This is a genomic window from Phormidesmis sp. 146-33 (genome assembly GCF_052939515.1).
Genome location: NZ_JBJPHU010000055.1, coordinates 1 through 19,563, shown reverse-complemented (window position 1 = coordinate 19,563; position 19,563 = coordinate 1). Strand labels below are relative to the sequence as shown.

The 19,563-nt window shown below is 50.9% G+C and carries 17 protein-coding genes; 9 read left to right on the top strand and 8 right to left on the bottom strand.

The genetic code is table 11. From position 1 onward, the window contains the following. The first annotated feature begins 172 nt into the window (after positions 1 to 172). Both ACJ2PR_RS20635 and ACJ2PR_RS20630 read left to right on the top strand, forming a co-directional pair. Complete coding sequence (locus tag ACJ2PR_RS20635) at positions 173 to 676, top strand: L,D-transpeptidase (RefSeq protein WP_446866808.1); 504 nt, start codon at positions 173 to 175, stop codon at positions 674 to 676. A gap of 184 nt (positions 677 to 860) precedes the next feature. Further along, positions 861 to 1,637 carry a hypothetical protein gene (locus ACJ2PR_RS20630; protein WP_446878366.1) on the top strand — a complete coding sequence of 259 codons (777 nt, stop codon included), beginning with the start codon at positions 861 to 863 and terminating at the stop codon, positions 1,635 to 1,637. A gap of 86 nt (positions 1,638 to 1,723) precedes the next feature. Here the strand turns inward: ACJ2PR_RS20630 and ACJ2PR_RS20625 are convergent, their stop codons facing one another. The 5 genes from ACJ2PR_RS20625 to ACJ2PR_RS20605 all read right to left on the bottom strand — a co-directional run bounded on the left by ACJ2PR_RS20625 (position 1,724) and on the right by ACJ2PR_RS20605 (position 6,481). After that, the gene (locus tag ACJ2PR_RS20625; RefSeq protein WP_446866810.1) at positions 1,724 to 2,137 is read right to left on the bottom strand and encodes a hypothetical protein; all 414 of its coding nucleotides are present in this window, start codon (positions 2,135 to 2,137) and stop codon (positions 1,724 to 1,726) included. Positions 2,138 to 2,148: 11 nt separating this feature from the next. Beyond that, entirely contained in the window at positions 2,149 to 3,108 is a 960-nt protein-coding gene (gene secF / locus ACJ2PR_RS20620; RefSeq protein ID WP_446866811.1) for a protein translocase subunit SecF, read from the bottom strand. Continuing rightward, positions 3,105 to 4,520, bottom strand: coding sequence for a protein translocase subunit SecD (gene secD, locus ACJ2PR_RS20615; protein WP_446866812.1), 1,416 nt, complete (start codon positions 4,518 to 4,520; stop codon positions 3,105 to 3,107). The genes secF and secD overlap by 4 nt, the downstream gene beginning before the upstream one ends. A 242-nt stretch (positions 4,521 to 4,762) precedes the next feature. Continuing rightward, positions 4,763 to 5,167, bottom strand: a complete 405-nt coding sequence (locus ACJ2PR_RS20610) for a hypothetical protein (protein WP_446866813.1) — start codon at positions 5,165 to 5,167, stop codon at positions 4,763 to 4,765. Positions 5,168 to 5,497: 330 nt separating this feature from the next. Continuing rightward, on the bottom strand, positions 5,498 to 6,481 hold the full coding sequence (locus tag ACJ2PR_RS20605) for a pyruvate dehydrogenase complex E1 component subunit beta (RefSeq protein WP_446878365.1): 984 nt from the start codon (positions 6,479 to 6,481) through the stop codon (positions 5,498 to 5,500). Positions 6,482 to 6,699: 218 nt separating this feature from the next. Here ACJ2PR_RS20605 and ACJ2PR_RS20600 point away from each other — a divergent pair, with 218 nt between their 5' ends. Together ACJ2PR_RS20600 and ACJ2PR_RS20595 are read left to right on the top strand one after the other, a co-directional pair. Beyond that, entirely contained in the window at positions 6,700 to 7,155 is a 456-nt protein-coding gene (locus tag ACJ2PR_RS20600) for a cupin domain-containing protein (RefSeq protein WP_446857233.1), read from the top strand. Then, a complete protein-coding gene (locus ACJ2PR_RS20595; RefSeq protein ID WP_446878364.1) occupies positions 7,152 to 8,780 on the top strand; it encodes a CocE/NonD family hydrolase in 1,629 nt (542 codons plus the stop codon). Before ACJ2PR_RS20600 ends, ACJ2PR_RS20595 begins: the two co-directional genes overlap by 4 nt. On the opposite strand, the gene ACJ2PR_RS20590 is transcribed toward ACJ2PR_RS20595, so the two are convergent. Then, positions 8,771 to 10,048 (bottom strand): pentapeptide repeat-containing protein, encoded by a 1,278-nt coding sequence (locus ACJ2PR_RS20590; protein ID WP_446878363.1) that lies wholly within the window; start codon positions 10,046 to 10,048, stop codon positions 8,771 to 8,773. The two genes, ACJ2PR_RS20595 and ACJ2PR_RS20590, sit on opposite strands and share 10 nt — an antisense overlap. A 35-nt stretch (positions 10,049 to 10,083) precedes the next feature. Here ACJ2PR_RS20590 and ACJ2PR_RS20585 point away from each other — a divergent pair, with 35 nt between their 5' ends. The 5 genes from ACJ2PR_RS20585 (at position 10,084) to ACJ2PR_RS20565 (ending at position 16,849) form a co-directional block, all read left to right on the top strand. Continuing rightward, positions 10,084 to 10,551 carry a GNAT family N-acetyltransferase gene (locus ACJ2PR_RS20585; RefSeq protein ID WP_446866817.1) on the top strand — a complete coding sequence of 156 codons (468 nt, stop codon included), beginning with the start codon at positions 10,084 to 10,086 and terminating at the stop codon, positions 10,549 to 10,551. Further along, a complete protein-coding gene (locus tag ACJ2PR_RS20580) occupies positions 10,538 to 13,174 on the top strand; it encodes a phospholipid carrier-dependent glycosyltransferase (protein ID WP_446878362.1) in 2,637 nt (878 codons plus the stop codon). The genes ACJ2PR_RS20585 and ACJ2PR_RS20580 overlap by 14 nt, the downstream gene beginning before the upstream one ends. A gap of 99 nt (positions 13,175 to 13,273) precedes the next feature. Next, on the top strand, positions 13,274 to 13,873 hold the full coding sequence (locus ACJ2PR_RS20575; protein ID WP_446878361.1) for an L-threonylcarbamoyladenylate synthase: 600 nt from the start codon (positions 13,274 to 13,276) through the stop codon (positions 13,871 to 13,873). Between the two features lie 303 nt (positions 13,874 to 14,176). Continuing rightward, on the top strand, positions 14,177 to 15,025 hold the full coding sequence (locus tag ACJ2PR_RS20570; protein WP_446878360.1) for a sensor histidine kinase: 849 nt from the start codon (positions 14,177 to 14,179) through the stop codon (positions 15,023 to 15,025). Between the two features lie 123 nt (positions 15,026 to 15,148). Then, the gene (locus ACJ2PR_RS20565) at positions 15,149 to 16,849 is read left to right on the top strand and encodes a serine/threonine protein kinase (protein ID WP_446878359.1); all 1,701 of its coding nucleotides are present in this window, start codon (positions 15,149 to 15,151) and stop codon (positions 16,847 to 16,849) included. Positions 16,850 to 17,318: 469 nt separating this feature from the next. Here ACJ2PR_RS20565 and ACJ2PR_RS20560 read toward each other — a convergent pair whose 3' ends face one another. Further along, positions 17,319 to 17,633, bottom strand: coding sequence for a WGxxGxxG family protein (locus ACJ2PR_RS20560; protein ID WP_446857225.1), 315 nt, complete (start codon positions 17,631 to 17,633; stop codon positions 17,319 to 17,321). 141 nt (positions 17,634 to 17,774) lie between these two features. Then, on the bottom strand, positions 17,775 to 19,121 hold the full coding sequence (locus ACJ2PR_RS20555; protein ID WP_446866823.1) for a UDP-N-acetylmuramoyl-tripeptide--D-alanyl-D-alanine ligase: 1,347 nt from the start codon (positions 19,119 to 19,121) through the stop codon (positions 17,775 to 17,777). Positions 19,122 to 19,563: the final 442 nt, after the last annotated feature.

The window sequence follows — 19,563 nt, the reverse complement described above, 5'->3', positions numbered from 1 at the left end:
ATCAAAAGTTACGAACATCTCGATCGACCTACGTCGAAAGTTAGATAGATACTGACAGCCCAAAACTTGGTACTCTCACACTAGAGACAGATGACCTGATAGCTGAGAAACTGTTTCTCTCTTGTTTGTAGTTTTGTTTCCAAAGTCGATGATGAATCAATCTGTGAGGATCGTGAGCCTGTTACTAGCGATTTCTGCCTGGGTCAGCCCCTCGGCAACCGTTGCAACAACGCCCCTTCCCAAAGCGATCACGGCTCCCGATTCTCTGGATCGATCCATTACTCAGCCTGTACGATTAGAAATTCGTCTCAGTAAGCGTCAGGTGACGGTCTTTCGAGGAGACAACAAAGTTAAAACCTATTCGATCGCCGTAGGTCGTCCTGGTTGGGAGACGCCGACAGGCACCTTCAAAGTCAGAGAAATGGTTAAAAATCCCGCTTGGATACATCCGTTTAAGGGCTTTGTGATTCCGGGAGGCGACCCTGAAAACCCATTGGGACGGCGCTGGATTGGCTTTTGGACAGACGGCAAAAACTGGATCGGCTTTCACGGCACGCCCACGCCTCAATCAGTTGGAAAAGCCACCTCCCACGGCTGCGTACGGATGCACAACAAAGATGTCGAAGAACTTTTTCAAAAAGTCAGTCTGGGGACAGTGGTTGAGGTGATCAAGTGAGGCTATACCAAAGGCGTTACGAAATAAAATCCAACTAATGACAGATCAACTAAACTTCACATCTCCTTAAACTTCTGACGGTGGCGATGATCCTGATCACAGAGGGTCAGGTGTCGTGGCAAGCGATCGGACTTCTAAAAGTGCGATTGTCTGCACAGAAATCATCAGATGTAAGGAGATACTCATGAACGGAACTCAGAAAGGTATTCTTGTCAAATTGGCTGGCTCGATCGGCGTAGTCGGAGCTAGCTTGATGGCGCTTCCTTCTTTCGCAGCCTCCCCGCTCAACCCCAATCCCAAAATCTTTAGCGAAGCCCCCTACAATCGTCTGGCTCAAGCGACTCCCAGCATGATGACCCCGGCGACCGAGAGTGTGACGACCGAAACGACCATTCGCTCCTCATCTCCCTCGTTGGCCAAAGTCAACCCCAACCCCACCATCTTTAACGAAGCTCCCTACAATCGTCTGCTGTCTCAATCGACGGGGGGGGCTAACGATCGTCCTGCTGCTCCGGCCGCCGAACCTTCTAATGTTGGCCCGACCATTCAGCAGTCACCGGGCAGTTCTCCGACCACTCCTGGCACCACTGAAACCACTCCTGGCACCACAACGCCTGGTTCTTCTGGAGATGTCACCGTTCCGACCAGCCCCAGCGAATCGACGACTCCCAGTTCTCCAGGCACCACAACCCCTGAGTCAACCACACCCAGTTCTCCAGGTACCACAACCCCTGAGTCAACTACCACACCCAGTTCCCCAGGTACCACAACCCCTGAGTCAACTACCACACCCAGTTCTCCAGGTACCACAACGCCCGAATCGACCACACCCAGTTCTCCAGGTACTACAACCCCCGAATCGACCACCACTCCAGACTCGACGACACCGAGCGAAGACTCTACCACTCCTTCTGGAGACTCCAGTGGCGGACAGTCGGGCGGCGTTCGCGCGCTCTGGTAATGGGGAGGATGCTGGACTGAAGGCTTTGGACTTGAAACATAGGGTTTAAGTTTTCTTATCCAAAGTCCCTCGTCCGCTCACCTGTATCATTGGCGGGGATAAACCCACTTCCATAAAGGATGGCTTTTACCCTGCTGATGAATTTTGAGGACTTGTTTTTCTAGCCGCTGACGTTCGAGGAGGGGTAGCCCAAATAGAATGTTGCGGCTTTGCCATATCAAGGTAGACAGCGTGACTCCAATGCAGAGCGCCAATCCCACCGAGGCAAGCAGATGGTAACCCAGACCCAACCGCAACGCTGCCCAGGTGAAATATTGCCGCAAAATCGCAAACACGTCTCGCAAATCCCACAGGCTGAGAAGCCCGATCGTTGCCCACAGCCCCAAAGCCAGCAGCCACTTCGTCAAAACCGTCAACTCATGGAGCTTCTGAACCGCAGCCTCAAAGCCAGGATCGCGGGATAGCTCAATCTCTGAAACCGACTGGTCTGGCTGATCCATATCTGTAATGACTAAGCCTCAGTAGCGTCAGGTGTAGTGGTCGGAGCGATCGCCTTTCCTGTTTTCTCTCTCCACAAGGCAAGCAGCGTGCTGGCAATAAAGATACTCGAATAGGCACCCATGACAAAGCCGATGATCAAAGCCAGGGCGAAGTTTTTCAGCGTTTCTCCGCCAAAGAAGAAGATCGCAAACAGCGTCAACAGCGTGGTCATGGTGGTGTTGATTGACCGTCCCAAGGTTTGATTGACGGCCTCATCGACAATATCGTTAATGTGACGACCCGGATTGAGGACGATCGTTTCTCTCACCCGGTCATAAATCACAACGGTATCGTTGACGGAGAACCCGACGATCGTCAGCAGGGCGACAATAAACAAACTATCGACTTCAGTGCCGCTGACCAATCCCAAAATGGCGAAGATGCCAACGGTAATCAGCACATCGTGTAAGAGCGCGACGATCGCAAACACAGCATAATCTGGCTGAAATCGAACGCTGAGATAAAGGGCAATGCCTGCAAAGGAGACAATCAGCGCCAACAAGCCTGACTCAAAAAGCTGTTTCCCCAGGGTCGGGCCGACGCTATCGATCTGAGTCGTTTTGGGGTTGAAGGCTCCGATCTTTTCGGTGAGGGCTTGTTGAAGTTTGGTGCGCTGATCGACGTTGAGATTGGCAGTCCGAATGGAGATGATTCGCTGCTCTGGGCCGACCGCTTGAATGCTGCTACCTCCCAGTCCTTGATCGTCTAAAACGCCTCGCACGGCATCGAGGTCGATCGGTTTACTGCAATTGTCAGGTTGGGTGCAGTCGAGTTCTAATTGGAGGCGCGTTCCTCCGACAAAATCCAAACTTGGGCGCAGCGGAGTGCCAATCTGATTCCAGGAAATGGCCATCGCGATCAGGCCCGCCAAAATAATCGCTAGAGAAAGCGTCCACCAGATTCCTCGTTGACGGATGACTTGAAGTTTCATGAGGCTGCCTCCGCCGAGGGTTTGTTGGTTGTGGGTAAGTTGGGGCAAAACAATTCTGGTTTACGGAGTCCTTGGATGCCCAGCACAAAGAGAAGCAGGGTGCGGCTACAGGTCAGGGCGGTAAACATACTCACCATCACGCCCAACGCCAGCGTCAGGGCAAACCCTCTCACCAGTCCGGCACCCAGCCAAAAAAGCGCTCCGCAGGCGATCAGAGTTGTGACATTACTATCGAGAATGCTGGAAAAGGCGCGGAAAAAGCCCGCTTCGACTGATCGATACAAGGTCTTCCCGGCGCGCAGTTCTTCACGAGTCCGCTCAAAGATCAGCACGTTTGCATCGACTGCCATCCCGATACTGAGAATGAATCCGGCGATTCCTGGTAGGGTCAGCGTCACACCCAGCAGATTGAAAGCCGCAAAGGTGAGGAGGGAATAGATGATGAGCGCGATCGAGGCAATGGCTCCCGGCAGACGATAATACACCACCATAAAGACGAGGACGAGGAACAATCCACCAATCCCAGCGTAAATGCTGCTTTGAATGCTGTCTCTCCCCAAGGTTGCGCCAATGGTGCGATTCTCGACGATTTCGACGGGTAGAGGGAGTGATCCGCCACGTAGCTGAACGGCTAAATCTTGGGCTTCTTGAGCCGTAAATCGTCCGGTAATCGTTGCACCGCCGCCTGTGATGCCTGTTTGAGCGAATTCTACGCCGACGTTGGGAGCGCTAATCAGTCCGTTGTCGAGGAAGATTCCTAAGCTGCGTCCGGTGCCTGCCAGATTTTTGGTCAACTGGGCAAATTTCTGACCGCCATCATCGTCAAATCGCAGGCCGACGCTCCAGGTATTCGAGTTGGGCGTGGTTTCGGGGTAGGCATCTTTGAGGTTTTTACCCACGAGGGCAGGTGGCTCAAATAGGCTCAAAATGGCTTGGTCGCTTTGTTTGATTTTTGCCTGATTGTCGTCGATCGCTTTCTGGTCGCCCGATTTTCTCAGTTCTGTTTGTTTGGCAAGCAGTTCTTGGCGTAGTTGTTGTTCGATCGGCAGTCTGGCCTCAGTACCTTTTTTCTGTTCTCGAAAGTCGAGTTGAGCGGTGCCGCCGAGGACTCGTTCTGCCTGTTGAGGATCGCTCACGCCGGGGAGTTGGACGAGAATCTGATCTTCGCCCACCGTTTGCACCACGGGTTCTGAAACGCCCAATCCATTGATCCGTCCCTCAATCACTCGCTGGACGGCTTCCAATTCGCGAGAGGTGACTTTTTTAATTTCTTCGGACGGCTTAACCTGAATCGTAAGCTGTGAGCCGCCCTGCAAGTCTAACCCCAACTGCACGGGCACTTTGACGATGACAAAAATCGCGGCAATCACCAGAGCCAAAATCACCAAAAGTAATGAACGCTGCCTTCCCATACCCAAACCTGCTATGACAAACGCTATGATAGCGCGTTAGAGTTTTGAGTTATGAGTTTTGAGGGTTGAGTTTGGCTACAAGGGTAAACAAACCTAGCGATTAATTCGCGGCCATAAGGTCTAAACAAACCCGGCGAACTAATTCGTGGCTAAAAGAACAAAACCTTAAAGCGTTTTATGTTTAATTCAGCCCGTCTACTTAACGGACAGCTAACACTTCAGCCTTTTGGTCAAAGTCTAAACTACTGGCAGCTTGCGTTGATGGAGACCGATCGACCGCTTGCCAGTGCCAAACTCAAAGTGGCGCAATTGGAGCGAATCGGATAGATCGGAACAATCGGATGCAAAACGCCACGGACGATCGTCGTACGACTGGTTGGGGTGACAATAATCGTCTGGGGATAATTGACCGATGGATGAGACGTAAACCCAAAGCTATCGCGCACCACTGTTGGCGCAGTAATCACGATCGACTGAGGCACCCCAAACGGATCGATAAAGTTGGTCTGCGAGTAAATTGTCGAATAGGACGGCTGTATCGGAATGGCTTTGACGGGCGCACCTCCGATATCCGGCGAAGCGATCGCTCGTCCTGACAGCAATGGAACGATCGAGAGGGCAACTAAAAGAGACAGACGTTTCAGCATGGCCATGTCTTAATTTGAGGTGACTTTCAGTGTTCGCACCCTTGCCTTTAGGATAACGCGGACAAAACGGTAACAGCCAGGTTTTGAGGGAAATCTTGTCTTGGCTGCAAGAAACAGGTTGGCAATGACGATCGTCAATCGTACGTCACCCATCTCGAATTTGGCGAAGGTTGGTCAACTGTATACAGATGCTTTGAATGCGGCGGGCAAGTAGAGTTATTGGGTTAGAAAAAGTTTCTATGGAAAATTCTCACACATCAAATTCACCTAAAAAATAAGGGCACACAATCTGCACCCTTAAGCGAATGATTTCAATGGCGAAACTCAAAACTAAACTTTGGCGGCAGTCATTTTTTTGACGGCATTGATGATGTCTTGGGGTTGAACGATCGTCAGATTCTCCAGTGCGCCATTATAGGGAGTAGGAATGTCTTGAGACGACAAACGTAGGACGGGAGCATCCAACTCATCAAAGAGGCGATCGTTGATCGAAGCCACAATTTCAGCCCCGATGCCGCCTGTTCTCATACATTCTTCGACGATGATCACCCGGTGGGTTTTGCGAATAGAAGCGCCGATCGTTTCAAAGTCCAACGGCTTCAACGACAGCAAATCGATCACTTCTGGGTCGTAGCCTTCTTTTTCTAGCGTCTTGACGGCTTGCAGAACGTGATAGCGCATCCGAGAATAAGTCAAAATCGTTACGTCTTCACCTTTTCGCACCACTTCGGCCTTGTCGAGCGGCAGCACGTATTCTCCATCCGGCAGATTTTCTTTAAGGTTGTAAAGCAACACATGCTCAAAAAATAGCACCGGATTGTCATCTCGAATCGCAGCTTTGAGCAATCCTTTGGCATTGTAGGGCGTGGAGCAGGCGACAATCTTGAGACCCGGAACGGCTTGAAAATAAGCTTCTAGACGCTGCGAATGTTCTGCACCCAACTGACGACCAACCCCACCCGGCCCACGAATCACCAGCGGAATCTTGAAGTTGCCGCCTGATGTGTAGCGCAGCATTCCAGCATTGTTCGCGATCTGGTTGAAGGCTAACAGCAAAAAGCCCATATTCATGCCTTCGATGATCGGACGCAAACCTGTCATCGCCGCCCCGATCGCCATTCCGGTAAAGCTGTTTTCGGCGATCGGCGTATCCAGCAGCCTCAGATCACCATATTTTTTGTACAGATCTTTCGTGACCTTATAAGACCCGCCATAGTGACCCACATCCTCACCCATCACTAGGACGCTAGAATCACGCGCCATCTCTTCGTCAATGGCTTCTCGTAGGGCGTTGAAGAAAAGGGTTTCTGCCATTGTTCCTCTAAAAAGTTGCAGCATCCTATTTTAGAGGAGGTTGGGCGATCGCGGAAGTCTACAGTCTGGTCAACTAGCCCGTCAACTGAAAACCGCTTTCCCTCCTTTATGAGAAGAATCCTAATTCTTAATACAGATTCACTTTGTATCTCAAATAGCGGATAAGTTGAAGAGAAGACGCTGAAATCGGACTATTCGTGACTCTAGAGGAACGCTTCATGATGGATGATAGTTGCGTCATACCTGTGATCAAATCTCCCAACGATTATCAGGCTTACCGCATCAGCCCCAATGATACCAATCGGTTGGCGATCGTCTTCGATCCGGTGATTGCCAATTTCTCGATGACTTTTTGTGTCGAAATTTTTGATGTCGGCGGCAAGACTCCGCCCAATCGCCATCAGTTAGCGGTTGAAATGTTCTTTGTCCTCAAGGGAGAAGGCATTGCCGTTTGTGATGGCAAAGAGGTTGCGATTCGAGCCGGGGATAGTTTGCTGGTGCCCCCGACGGGCATTCATGAAGTGAGAAATACGGGCAGCGATCGCCTTTATGCGCTCTGTATTATGATTCCCAATGAGGACTTTGCGGAACTGATTCGCAGTGGAGTCCCGGCGGAGTTGGATGCGGAAGATATGGCGGTTTTGCGGCGGGGTGGAGTGCCTGTTTTGCGATGATGTATGGGGTACGCGAGAAACAAACTGGCTCGATGCTGACGCGCGATCGGGTTCGGTTAGACGCGGACATTTATTATCCCGATGGAGAAGGGCCGTTTCCGGTTTTGTTGATGCGGCAGCCTTACGGTCGAGCGATCGCTTCCACGGTTGTGTATGCTCATCCGATCTGGTATGCCTCACATGGCTATATTGTCGTGATTCAGGACGTGCGGGGGCGAGGCACATCTGAAGGGGATTTTCAGCTATTTGAGTCAGAAATTGAAGACGGCTACGATGCGGTCAATTGGGCGGCGAGTCTTCCGGGCAGTTCTGGCGATGTGGGCATGTATGGCTTTTCTTACCAGGGCATGACGCAACTGTATGCGGCGGTTAAGCAGCCTCCTGCGCTCAAGGCGATCTGTCCCGCGATGTTGGGCTACGACCTGTATGACGATTGGGCGTATGAAGGCGGCGCGTTTTGTCTACAGGCGAATTTGGGCTGGGCGATTCAAATTTCAGCAGAAACCGCCCGACTAAAGGGAGATGAACCAACGTTTTTGGCGCTGTCTCAGGCTGCGAAGAATTTGCCTTTGAGTAGTCGCATTCCTGCCCGTCCCGAAATTTTGCGGGGTCTCGATTCTTTTTATGAGGAATGGCTTTCTCGTCCCGCTGGCGATCTCTACTGGCAGAGACTCTCACCCAAAACTTACGTTGAAGCGTTTGACCTACCGATGCTGCATATTGGGGGCTGGTTTGATCCTTACCTGCGCGGCACGTTGAATCTGTATAAGGCGATGGAATCGAGCGATCGACCTCAACATTTGATCGTCGGCCCGTGGGCGCATTTGCCGTGGGGTCGAAAAGTGGGCGCGTTGGATTATGGCGCAGCGGCGGTGAGTGGATGCGATCGCCTGCAAATTCGATGGTTCGATCAGTTTCTCAAAGGCATTGACACGGGATTGCTGCAAGATTCCCCAGTCCAACTTTTTGAAATGGGCCGCAACGAGTGGCAGGCGCTTCCTAACTATCCCACGTCTCCGCCAACGCCCTTTTTTCTCACCAGTACCGGGCTGGCGGGCATGGACGATCGAGACGGTCATTTGATCGCGTATCCGTCTTCTCTCAGTCCTGCGATCGATTTGCTGGTTCATGATCCCTGGCGACCTGTGCCAGCGTTGGGCGGTCATGCGGTGGCTCCATCGGGGTCGTTCGATCGGGCTGCTCTCGATTGTCGCAGTGATATTCTCACCTACACCTCAGACCCGTTGACCGAAGATTTGCATTTGGCGGGAGACGTGTTTGCGGAGTTTTACTGTACGGCGGATACGCCCAGCTTTGATTTGTGTGCGGTCTTGTCAGAAGTCAAACCCAACGGCAGCGTTTACAATTTCACCCAGGGTTATCTTCGCGTCGAGGTTGCTCAAGAACTTTTGCAAATGACGCTTCAGCCGACTTGCATCAAAATTCCTCAAGGGAGTGCCATTCGCCTCAGTCTAAGTGGAGCTTGCTTTCCAGCGTATCCGGTGAATGGTGGGACGGGCAGTTTGCCAGGAGAAGCCAGAGCGATCGATGCTCAAATTATTACGATCGCTCTTCGCAGTGGGGGTGACTTTCCTTCCAAATTACGCCTGCCGATTCAACGCTGAACTTGCACAAACTCAGCCGGACAGTTCATCGGTCGTGCTTGATTAACGGCTTTGGGCATTTTGGGCAGAATCGGCTTTGCTTCTTTGCTTTCACAGAGGTTGGTTAAAGTGACCATCTCTTGCGATCGCCCACCCACATTCACCAAACCGATGTAGGTTTTCAGTTCTTTGACCTTGGGAACGGCTGCCACCATCGTTAGACGGGTACGATCGCTCGTTGAAAAGATCCGATAAGCATACTTCTCAGTTTCGGCTGGAACGTTAATTCTAAGGTCTTCTAGCTTGGCGGCAAATCGATTGTTCTCAAGATAATAGGCTTGCTGCGATCGCATCAGAGAACCCATATATTGCTTAACTTCTGGAGAAGCTTGGGCTTGCAGGGCGGCTTGTTCTGTTTTGAGGGCTGTACTCAAGTCAGCGTTGCGGGTGTTCTTCATACTTGCGCCTTCGAGTCGAGCGTCTTTGACCAGAGCCGATTGTAAGTTGGCGTTGTCGAGAATGGCGTTTTTGAGATTGCTGCTGATTAGACAAGTCCCCGCAAGGTTCGCATCGGTGAGATTTGCCCCGGTTAAATTAGCGTTGACCAGAATCGCCCCGCCGAGATTTGCTCCCTTGAGCGTTGCCCCACTCAGATCTGCGCTGGCAAACTCCAATCCATAAGCCCGAAATTCTTTATTGTTGGTGAAATCAGGAATCGAGGCCGACCCTTGACAGAGATAGGCTGACAACGCGCTGGGATCAACCGAACCAAACGGAAACCCTGCGGGTCGAATTCCTCCCGCGATCGCCCGAAAACCGCTCAAAGTTGCGCCACTCAGGTTAGCATTGCTCAAATCGACTCCCCTTAAATCGACTCCAATCAGATTGACTTGAGAAAGCTGAGTACCTTTTAGCAGAGCCTCGGTTAGCACAATTCCTTTGGTTGAGGCGTTTTTGAGATAGGCTGCGCTGAGGTCGGCTTTGGTGAAGTTGGTATTTTCTAACGTGGCACGATCGAGATACGTCCGATTTAAGTTCGCCCCCGTCAGGTCAGCATCCGTCAGATTCGCAGAGCCGAGATTTGCGCCGCTCAGATTCGCCCCCTTAAGATTCGCGTTGACCAGATTTGCGCCAAATAAATTAACATCCTTTAAGTCCGCCCCACTCAAATCACACAACGGACACTGATTCGTTTTTAACAAGCGCTGAACGTGATCAGGATTGGCCGCCAAAGCCGGAATCGCCCAAACCAGAGACACCGCAGCGATCGATAGATTTTTAAGCAACATTGCAGGAATTCTTTGAGTAAAAAATTGGCTGACCTATGGTAATCGATCGCACCCTTCCTACTATCAAACTTGCAGAATTGCCCGATGATTTTGGGGCGATCGCCGCCATTCGCACCACCGTCTTTCAAATCGAACAGGGTGTTGACGAAGCATTGGAATTTGACGGACTGGATGATGAGGCGATCCACTGGTTGGCCTATTTGGGCGATCGTCCGGTTGGGACTGCACGAGTCAGGTTTTTGGATTCAGAGATTGCAAAGCTAGAGCGTCTGGCCGTCCTTTCAGAAGCGAGAGGTCAGGGGATCGGTAAACAGATCATGCAAACAGCGATCGCCTTTTTAAGTGAAAAAAGTATTTCAGAAATCCGTATTCATGCCCAAGAACCTGTAAAAGAGTTTTATGAACAACTGGGTTTTGTCAGTGAAGGCGATCGCTTTTACGAAGCAAACATTCCCCATTTCAAGATGAGCAAACGGTTGGAATCAGGCAGTGGGCGCAAATAAACCGACTTGGGTGACAGGGCTGCCAATCTTGGGGTCAGTATGGTTGACGGGAGCGATCGTCGATCGGATTTGGTTTGCGGCTGACCGATCGATTCCCGGTTGGGATCAGGCTGACTATCTGACGGGCGCAATGAACTATTGGCGGGCCTTTCAGACTCCTGACTGGTTTTCTCAAGACTGGTGGACGAGCGTCTGGATGCTGTCTTCCAAAATGCCGCCCCTGGTCTATATCTCAACCACGCCGTTTATCAGTCTGTTTGGAGCGGGGATCGAGCAATCGACTTTGGTCAATCTGCTGTACAGCGCGATTTTGCTAACTGCGGTTTACGGGTTAGGGCTGCGCCTCTTTACAGTAGAAGTCGGACTGTGGGCGGCGGGGCTGTGTTTGTTATTACCGGGACTTTATAAAATTCGTCTCGACTTTTTGATTGACTATCCCTTAGTGGCGATGGTGACGCTGAGTTTTTGGCTGCTGACGCTGCTAGTCATGGAGGTCGAAACAGAAGAACGGCTGGCTTTCTCCTCGTTCACCAAACTGCGGAATCCCGAAGATCGCTCCATTGTTATCCGATCGCTCTCCAAATTCCTCCTTCTACCGATCGCATTCGGGATCGCGTTGGGGTTGACGTTTTTAACCAAACAGCCTGCGATCTTTTTTCTGTTGGTGCCGATCGTTGCCTTCCTTTTCTCGATTTTGCAGCGCCGCCATTGGAAGAAGCTAATTCAATTATTTTTAGGCTTATTTGTCGCCACAACGGTCTGTGTGCCCTGGTATCGCACCAACTGGCTACTCATTCTCACAGCCGGAAAACGAGCCACCGTAGACTCCGCGATCGCAGAAGGTGATCCTCCACTCAATACGCTGGCTGCCTGGACATTCTATCTTCGCGAGATTCCCATCCTCGTATCACTGCCGATCTTTGTCGTCGGGCTTGTCGGACTGGTGCTGTATTGGAAGCGATCGGTGATCGTCGGACATTGGTTTTGGGCAAATCGACGCTTACAGCGCATTTCAGATTACGGGGGACTGAGGGCACGAGGCTATCGCCAAAAAACCCATCGATCGTGGTGGCATTCCGTCCGGTGGCTGTTGATTTTTCTAATCGGGGCGTATTTGCTGTGTTCGCTCAATGTGAATAAGGACGATCGCTACATCACGCCTCTGTTGCCCGTTTTGACCGTTTTGCTGGCTCAGGGATTGGTCTTATATCCCGATCGACTGCGGGCGTTTCGCTGGGGTGCAGTTGGCTTATCAGGAATTTTGATGTTGCTCAATTTGCTGCCGTTGAATGTGGTTCCTAAACTGCCTTTCGACAAAAATCAGCATCCCGCAGTTTGGGGCGGCGAGTGGCACCACGCCAATGTGATTGATGAAGTGATTCGGACGGTGCCTTACCTGCGATCGACGATCGGCGTTCTCCCCTCGACAGTGGAATTAAATCAGCACAACCTCAATTACTATGGCGTGTTGAGAAACTTTCAGGTCTATGGGCGGCAGGTTGGCACAAAACTCAAACAAGTGGGGCAAGACGTGCGATCGCTTTCCTGGCTCGTCACCAAAAGCGGCGACCAAGGAGCCATTCGTCAACCCGAAGCCCAAACCGCCCTGGGAATCGCGATCGCGCAGAGCACTGACTTTCAACTCCAAAAAACCTGGCCGCTGCCCGATAACAGTGTGCTAAATCTTTATCGACGGCGCGTTCCTCCCGTTCAGGTGCAGCCGAGTGACGAGGCTTGTGGTTCGGGTTGTGGGCCGATTCGATTAGAGCAGGTGAGAGCGCCTAGTCAAGCTGCCCCTAACAAACCGATGCCCGTCACCTATCGCTGGTCAGGGTCATGGGAGCAGTTGCGATCGGGCTTGGTTCTCTTAACCTGGCGGGCAGAAAAGCAAAAACTCGACCCTCAAGCGACTCGCTGGCTTCATGATCACGCGATCGGATTGGGAATGCTGCAACGCAACAGCGCCGACCCCAAAGCTCAGTTTCAAGTGATCGAACGGACGGCGACCCTACCGCCCGCAGCGGCCCAAGGCGGCTACACCCTCGAAGCCACCTACCTCAACCAAGAAACAGGCGAAACCTACAGCATTTCAGTCCCCAAAATCAGCGTCCAAATTGCAGACACGGCTCCAGAAATTGCAACCGTTGAATTGGATTGGGTGACCCAACTGCGATCGCTCTCCACCAACTTACCCAAGGGACTATCCGCGCTCGATCCCATTTTTGAGCAAATCGGCAGAATCAATCAGTTTGATCCTATCCAAGACTACGTGACTCAAGCCAAACAGACGTTGGAATTTCGGCTAAAACAAGAACCTCAAAATTTAGAATTCTTTTACGCGCTGTCTCTAGCAAATGTGCTGAAACGACAACTGGGGGGAGCGATCGACAGTTTCCAACAAGTGACCCGACTGGATGCTAACAATCCCAACGCCTACGCCTATCTAGCCTTCGTTAATCTCTACGACTTTCGCCCACGAGCGGCCCAATCTGCGCTCAAGACGGCCTTTGACCTCAACCCCGACCTTCCTGAACTTCACGCCCTCAATGCAGTCGCCGCCCTGATGCAGGGAAATGTGGGGCAAGCGTGGCAGGAGTTCCAGAGCTTTCAGAAAGGGGACTGATCAAATTCTCGATTGTGCAAAAATTAAACTGCGTGAACAACGAAGTGAAAAACTCTTATCGAATTCACGCTAAACCAGATTTTTCTTTCACGGTTCAAAATGCCTCAAGTTTCATTTCGTGAGTTTGTTGCGGGGATACGATCGGGCCAACATCTAGGCAGTTTTGTCACGGATACGGTTCCGGCGTTGGCGGCGAGGCCCGATCGCGCTGACCTGATTTTCACCACCAAACAGCGCAGTTTAGACAAGCCTTTGATTTTGATGGCGGCGACGCTGGAGGATCTTTGGCCCTACGTTTTGGGCAGTCAGGCAGAGCGACAAATTTGGCAACAGGTCACCGATCGCCACTGGCCGGGCGCTTTAACCTTGGTGTTGCCTGCCACTGAGCGAGTGCCTGCTGTGATCAACCCCGGTGATCCGACGACGATCGGCGTGAGAGTGCCTGATCAGGCGATCGCTCGTACCATTCTGCAAGAAACGGGCCCTTTGGCAACGACGAGTGTGAATCGATCGGGACAGCCTGCCCTACAGACCATGCCCCAAATCGAAGCGGAATTCCCAGAAGTTTTGACCCTTTCTCAGTCTGAAATGATGCACTTAGAAACCAGCCAACCCGCATCCGGACAGCCCTCCACCGTCGCCAAATGGGTCGAAAACGGCTGGCAAATTTTACGCCAGGGAGCCATCACCCTCCATTAGGTGATCCAGAGAAATTCGGATATAAGTGTATTAATTAACGTCAGTTTGATGAACGCTTCGCTTTTAGATCCAGGAACGCCCCCTAAATCCCCCACGAGTGAGGGACTTTGAACCAGAATTCCTCTCTTAAAGTCCCCCAGAATTGGGGCATTGGGAGGCAGAAGCCGTGAACAACGACGCGGAAAACCTCTAATCGAATTCACGTTAATTAAATTAAGTTCGTTTTAAGAAAAAATTAGTTCATCTCAGAGCGGAACTCCTGGGTCAAAAATCCTTCGAGTACTCTGAGAACGGTTGTGCGTCATGGTTTGTATGATCTGGATAAATCTCGTGTGCCTGGGGAGTGGTCTGAGTGCGGGTTTGATGGCAGGCTGGCTTTTGTGGCACTCCAAACTGCGAATAGAACAAGTGAGCGATCGCCAAACCCAACTGGCCTATCAAATGGCGATCGAGATGAGCCAATTCAAGGGCGGTTTTTTGGCGCGGACTTCTCACGAATTGCGATCACCCCTCAACAGCATTATTGGCGTTCACCAACTCATTCTCGCTGACCTGTGCGAGTCGCCCGAAGAAGAACACGAATTTATCACGCAAGCCCACGAATCAGCGCTAAAAATGGTACGACTGCTGGATGAAGTGATCCAGGTTGCCAAAACCCAAAACAGCACCAGCGTTCCCAAATTGCAGCCTGTACAACTGACCAACCTGCTGCACGAGGTGGACAATATGACCCATCTTTTAGCAGAAAATCGCGGTTTGAGAATGACGATCGAGCTACCTGATCCTGAGATTTTTGTGACGGCTGATCCGCAGTGGCTCAGACAAGCGCTGGTCAGTCTAGTTAGCAGTGCGATTAACCAAATGCAACAGGGCAAGATCAAGCTTTTTCTAGCCGCCATTGATGCCGAATTTGCTCATCTGGTTTTAGAAGACGAACGCCCGATCGCCCAGTGGCAAGAAGCGATCGATTTACTAGAATCTACACCAGACCAGGCGACTTTAGAACTTTCTCCCGGATTTAACCTGATTCTCAACCAAACCCTACTCGAAGCGATGAAGGGCCGATTAGAACTGCTGCAACTTCCCTCTGGTGAGGAAACTGGAGAGACTTCTACTTGCATTCGCTGCTCCATTCCGATCGCTAATGTCTAACGCCCAACGTCCCCTGTCTAACGCCCAACGTTTCCCTCTCCACTCCCCAACCTAGTGAATAGGATCTCAATGCCAAAACTTTGCTAGACTCACTCAAGCTAACTGCTTACCGCGAATAGCCCCATGATGGATACGCTAATCGGCAAAACGCTCCAGGGCGGAAAATATACGCTGGATGCAGAACTGGGTCGAGGAGGGTTTGGCATTACCTTCAAGGCGACTCATCACTATCTCAATCAAGTGGTCGTGATCAAGACGCTCAATGAGGCGTTGAGAAATGATGCGGCTTATTTAGATTTTCAGCGTAAGTTTCAAGATGAGGCGCGACGGCTGGCGATCTGTGTACATCCCAACATTGTCAGAGTCAGCGACTTCTTTTTGGAAGATGGCTTGTCTTATATGGTGATGGACTATATTCCCGGTGAGACGCTAGAAGAATTGGTGTTTCCCGATCGCCCCCTCCCCGAATCCACAGCCATCCATTACATTCGACAAATTGGCTCGGCGCTGCGAGTGGTTCATCAAAACGGGCTGCTGCATCGAGACATCAAGCCCCAAAATATTATTCTTAGAGAAAACACTCAGCAGGTTGTCTTAATCGACTTTGGCATTGCACGAGAATTTACCCCCGGCTCAACTCAGACGCATACCAGCATGATTTCGGTGGGCTATGCGCCGATCGAGCAGTACCTTTCTCAAGAAAAGCGTAGTCCTGCAACCGATGTCTATGGATTGGCGGCGACGCTTTATTCTTTGGTGACGGCGACGATCCCGATCGCGTCGATTTTAAGAGATAGACAGCCGATGCCAGAGCCGCGCGGGTTGAGACGTAATCTCAGTGCAGCGACCAATCAAGCCATCATGCGAGGAATGGCGATCGACATGCAGTATCGCCCGGCGAGTATCGAAGACTGGTTGGCACTGTTGCCAGGAGAATCGGGAGGGGCAGTCTTGGCCAGCGAGGAGCTACTGCAAAACTTGTCTCAAACTCCACCTCCGCCTATTGTTTCGCATACCGAAGAGCCGACGATCGCTTTTCGTCCGCCTGCTGACAGAATTCCTGTTGAAACGATCGCGCCTCAGTCTCAGCAGATCGCGCCTCGGCAAATTGTCGAACCTTCTCGCAAATCTGGCTTAAAAATACTTTTGGGTCTGGTGGCGCTTTCGGGCGTGACGATGGCACTCGTTGGGTTAGCCAGTGTTTTGTTGAGACGACCTGAACCTGCCCCGATCGTTGCAGAAAGTCCTCAGCCGTCTGTCGAGCCGTCGGTTTCGCCCAGTCCTGAGCCTGAGAAAATTGTTCCTATTCAAACGCCCTCCCCTTCTCCCAAGCCTGTCGAGCTTGAACCCACCCCGCCTATTGCCTCTCCCGAACCGACTCCACCCGCCCCAGAGGAGCCTACTCCGCCAAAAGACCCGTCTCGAATTCCAGGATTTCCAACGGGTACGTCTGAGACCGAAGTGCGATCGGCCTTGGGAACTCCAACTAGAGTTAAGGCAGGCTATTGGGCAAATACGCGCAGTGCTTTGTATGAAGTGGTGCCCGATCGCATTTCTCTCGCCTATATTTACGATCAAAGCTCAGGTAAAGTGCGTCAGACCGAAGCCTCTTTTGCTCAGTCGATCGACGATTTACAGATCCGGGTCACGCTCAATGGCATGATGGGCAGCCAAGCAACGGACGACATTATGCAAGGCCTTCAGCGCGTCTATCAGCGACAGTCTAATCAATTTAGCTTCAATCAAAACGGACTAAAAGGGACGATCGAACGTAACAGCAGCGATCGAATTTATATTGCTGTTTGGGATGCTGATTTGCATTAGTGATTTGTCCAAATCTTCTGCCTCCCAATGCATTCAGCCTCCTCTTTTTAGAGGATGTACTGATTAGTAACCAACTAGAAATCTTCATTTGCGATCTTGATATTTTCAAAACGAGATCCCCAACTTTGCTAGAAAGCGGGGATCTGATACCAAATGAAAATATAGCAATCCAAAATCACTCGTGAAATGCAGACTTGATCGTGCCCCTAGATCCCCCAACGTTGGGAAACTTTGAGCCGAGAGACTTCCTAGATTTCAAGACCCATTCCCAAGTTTCAAAGTCCCCCAGAATGGGGGATTTAGGGGGCGAAGCAGACTGGAACGGAGCAACAAAAATCTGTTCATGACTCATTTAGGATTGCTATAGGTTGCAGCCGATCGAGCAAACTCCCCCACAAGTAGGGAAATTAGGGAGCAAAGATCTGTAGCAAGTCACCGTTGATGGCTATGACACCTCATCAGCAAAAGATTAATATCTGCGAGATCCGGTTGTTTCGCTGGTGACACCAGGATCGCGGTAAGCGGCTCCTTCATCTCTGCTCTTGCGGCCCATCAGCCCAAACAAGCCGAGCAAACCGAGCAAACCCCAATAGCCGTTTCTGCCTTCGTTGTTGTACTCTACGTTGGAGGTGCCGGAAGTGGTGCCAGTCGTGGTGTCGCCAGAGGTTGAGCCACCCGTACCAGGTGCAGCGGATTGAGCGGACGCGATCGTAGCAGGCAAAACAGATAGGCTCAGTGCCAAAGCGCCCATTCCCAAAACGCTGGAGATTTTTGAAGTTTTCATGATTAGAATCCTTAAGCTTTATGACTGGATGTGAACACTACACAATTTATTGACTCACCAAACAGACGAAATCATTCTTAAGCTGGAGATGGTGATCTGCTTAAAGTTCAGTTTTATTTTTCTCTCAAAATTGTGGCTAGATTATGGCTCACTTAAAGCCGATCGTAATCCCTCGACAACGCGGTCGAGTCCGACGGCCCGTGAGGCTTTGAACAAAAGGCGATCCCCAGTTTTTATAGTCTGCTTTAAGTGCTCAATGATGTCTGCGTGGGTGACGAATTTTTGAGCATTGAGAGAGGAGGCTCCGATCGTCAGTGCAGTCGCTTCTGGCTCATCGGCCAGGATTAATAGTTGATCTAGCTGAAGATGTTTGACCATCGCGCCCACTTGTTGATGAAAGTCGAGGGAGCGATCGCCCAATTCTTTCATGGTTCCTAAGATGGCAATGTGTCGCTTGCCGGGGGTTTGTGCCAGAAGTTTTAAGGCGGCTAACATCGACTCCAGCCCGGCATTGTAGGTTTCGTCCAGTATCACGATATCGTTGGGCAAGTCAAACTTTTGCGATCGTCCTCCGGGTAGACAGACTGCTAGATGGGTTAGTTGTGATTCATCTAAGTGAAGCGCTTTGACCACTGCCAAAACTGCTAAAAAGTTGAGCGCGTTGTGTTCTCCAGGAAGCGGTAAATGGAATGGGATAGATTGTACTTTTAGCGTTTCAGAATCTATCAACTGCCCGTGAACGTCGCCGCCCTGTAGACCATAAGTGATGGTTTTTCCGGGCCATACCATTTGAGCCGTCTTTAGCAGTAACGGGCTGTCATGATTGAGAATCGCGATCGCATCACTTGACATTTCTGCCAGCAATTCACATTTTGCTTGAGCGATCGCGGTTTCTGATCCCAATCTGCCGATGTGTGCCGTTCCCACATTTGTAATGACTGCGATATCAGGACTGGCGATTTGACTGAGTAAAGCGATTTCTCCTTGCGCTCTCATTCCCATTTCAACAACGGCATAATTATAATCATGATCGAGTTCCAACAGCGTTTTAGGGACTCCGATTTCGTTGTTGTAGTTTGCTTGAGTTTTGAGAACTTTTCCATAGTGTGACAGCGCGGCTGCGATCAGCTCCTTGGTAGTAGTTTTGCCGACCGAGCCTGTAATGGCAATCACCGGAATATTGAATTGTTTGCGCCACCAGTGAGCGATCGCTTGATAGGCTGCCAACGTATCTGAAACGATCAGCAGATTTGAGTCTTGAGTCGGGAATTGGGTATCGACGATTGCGGCGATCGCGCCCTGTTCTAAAGCAGCGTTGACAAAATTGTGTCCGTCAAACTTTTCGCCCCGCAATGCTAAAAAAACTTCACCCGGTTTGATGTTGCGGCTGTCGGTGGTGATGTGGGTGGCGGTTTTGGTCAGGTCAGACAACTGATGAGCAGCACCCAGAACTTCGGCCAATTGAGCAAGCGTGGCGTGGAAAGGCATAGCGGAAGGGATGAGAGAGGGCGTTGCCCCGCTTTCGCGAGGAGGGATGAAAGAATGGTGCCAATTGATTTTGGGTGTGGGCATTCCTTCGCTGATTATTAAAGAGCGATTCGATCGTTTTTGTCAAAGTTGGGAGCGATCAGTCTCGCAAATCAGTGTTTTGAGTTGGTTAGACCTCAGATCCTCTTCTAGTATTACGGCTGTAGAGTAGCTACAATACAGCATTACTCAGGAAGACAAACATTTTTGCTATGCTTTCATGTCAATCAATTCTGGCAACAGCCGCAACTCCAATTTCAAAGAACGATGTTTTGGTTAGTAATTATTGATTCGTGATTAGTCGCAGATTGATGGCTAAGAACTAATAACCCGAATTTGAGGATTCTTACCTGCTTGACTGACAAAACTCAGGAAAGCGAGAAAGGAAGCTAGGAGGGAAGTA

Excerpts from the sequence above, each read along its gene's own strand:
- ACJ2PR_RS20575 (WP_446878361.1), top strand. The coding sequence starts at position 13,274 with ATGCCTCAAGTTTCATTTCGTGAGTTTGTTGCGGGGATACGATCGGGC.
- secD (WP_446866812.1), bottom strand. The coding sequence starts at position 4,520 with ATGGGAAGGCAGCGTTCATTACTTTTGGTGATTTTGGCTCTGGTGATT.
- ACJ2PR_RS20600 (WP_446857233.1), top strand. The coding sequence starts at position 6,700 with ATGATGGATGATAGTTGCGTCATACCTGTGATCAAATCTCCCAACGAT.
- ACJ2PR_RS20630 (WP_446878366.1), top strand. The coding sequence starts at position 861 with ATGAACGGAACTCAGAAAGGTATTCTTGTCAAATTGGCTGGCTCGATC.
- ACJ2PR_RS20595 (WP_446878364.1), top strand. The coding sequence starts at position 7,152 with ATGATGTATGGGGTACGCGAGAAACAAACTGGCTCGATGCTGACGCGC.
- ACJ2PR_RS20610 (WP_446866813.1), bottom strand. The coding sequence starts at position 5,167 with ATGCTGAAACGTCTGTCTCTTTTAGTTGCCCTCTCGATCGTTCCATTG.
- ACJ2PR_RS20590 (WP_446878363.1), bottom strand. The coding sequence starts at position 10,048 with ATGTTGCTTAAAAATCTATCGATCGCTGCGGTGTCTCTGGTTTGGGCG.
- ACJ2PR_RS20625 (WP_446866810.1), bottom strand. The coding sequence starts at position 2,137 with ATGGATCAGCCAGACCAGTCGGTTTCAGAGATTGAGCTATCCCGCGAT.
- ACJ2PR_RS20605 (WP_446878365.1), bottom strand. The coding sequence starts at position 6,481 with ATGGCAGAAACCCTTTTCTTCAACGCCCTACGAGAAGCCATTGACGAA.
- ACJ2PR_RS20570 (WP_446878360.1), top strand. The coding sequence starts at position 14,177 with ATGGTTTGTATGATCTGGATAAATCTCGTGTGCCTGGGGAGTGGTCTG.
- ACJ2PR_RS20555 (WP_446866823.1), bottom strand. The coding sequence starts at position 19,121 with ATGCCTTTCCACGCCACGCTTGCTCAATTGGCCGAAGTTCTGGGTGCT.
- secF (WP_446866811.1), bottom strand. The coding sequence starts at position 3,108 with ATGAAACTTCAAGTCATCCGTCAACGAGGAATCTGGTGGACGCTTTCT.
- ACJ2PR_RS20585 (WP_446866817.1), top strand. The coding sequence starts at position 10,084 with ATGGTAATCGATCGCACCCTTCCTACTATCAAACTTGCAGAATTGCCC.
- ACJ2PR_RS20560 (WP_446857225.1), bottom strand. The coding sequence starts at position 17,633 with ATGAAAACTTCAAAAATCTCCAGCGTTTTGGGAATGGGCGCTTTGGCA.
- ACJ2PR_RS20565 (WP_446878359.1), top strand. The coding sequence starts at position 15,149 with ATGATGGATACGCTAATCGGCAAAACGCTCCAGGGCGGAAAATATACG.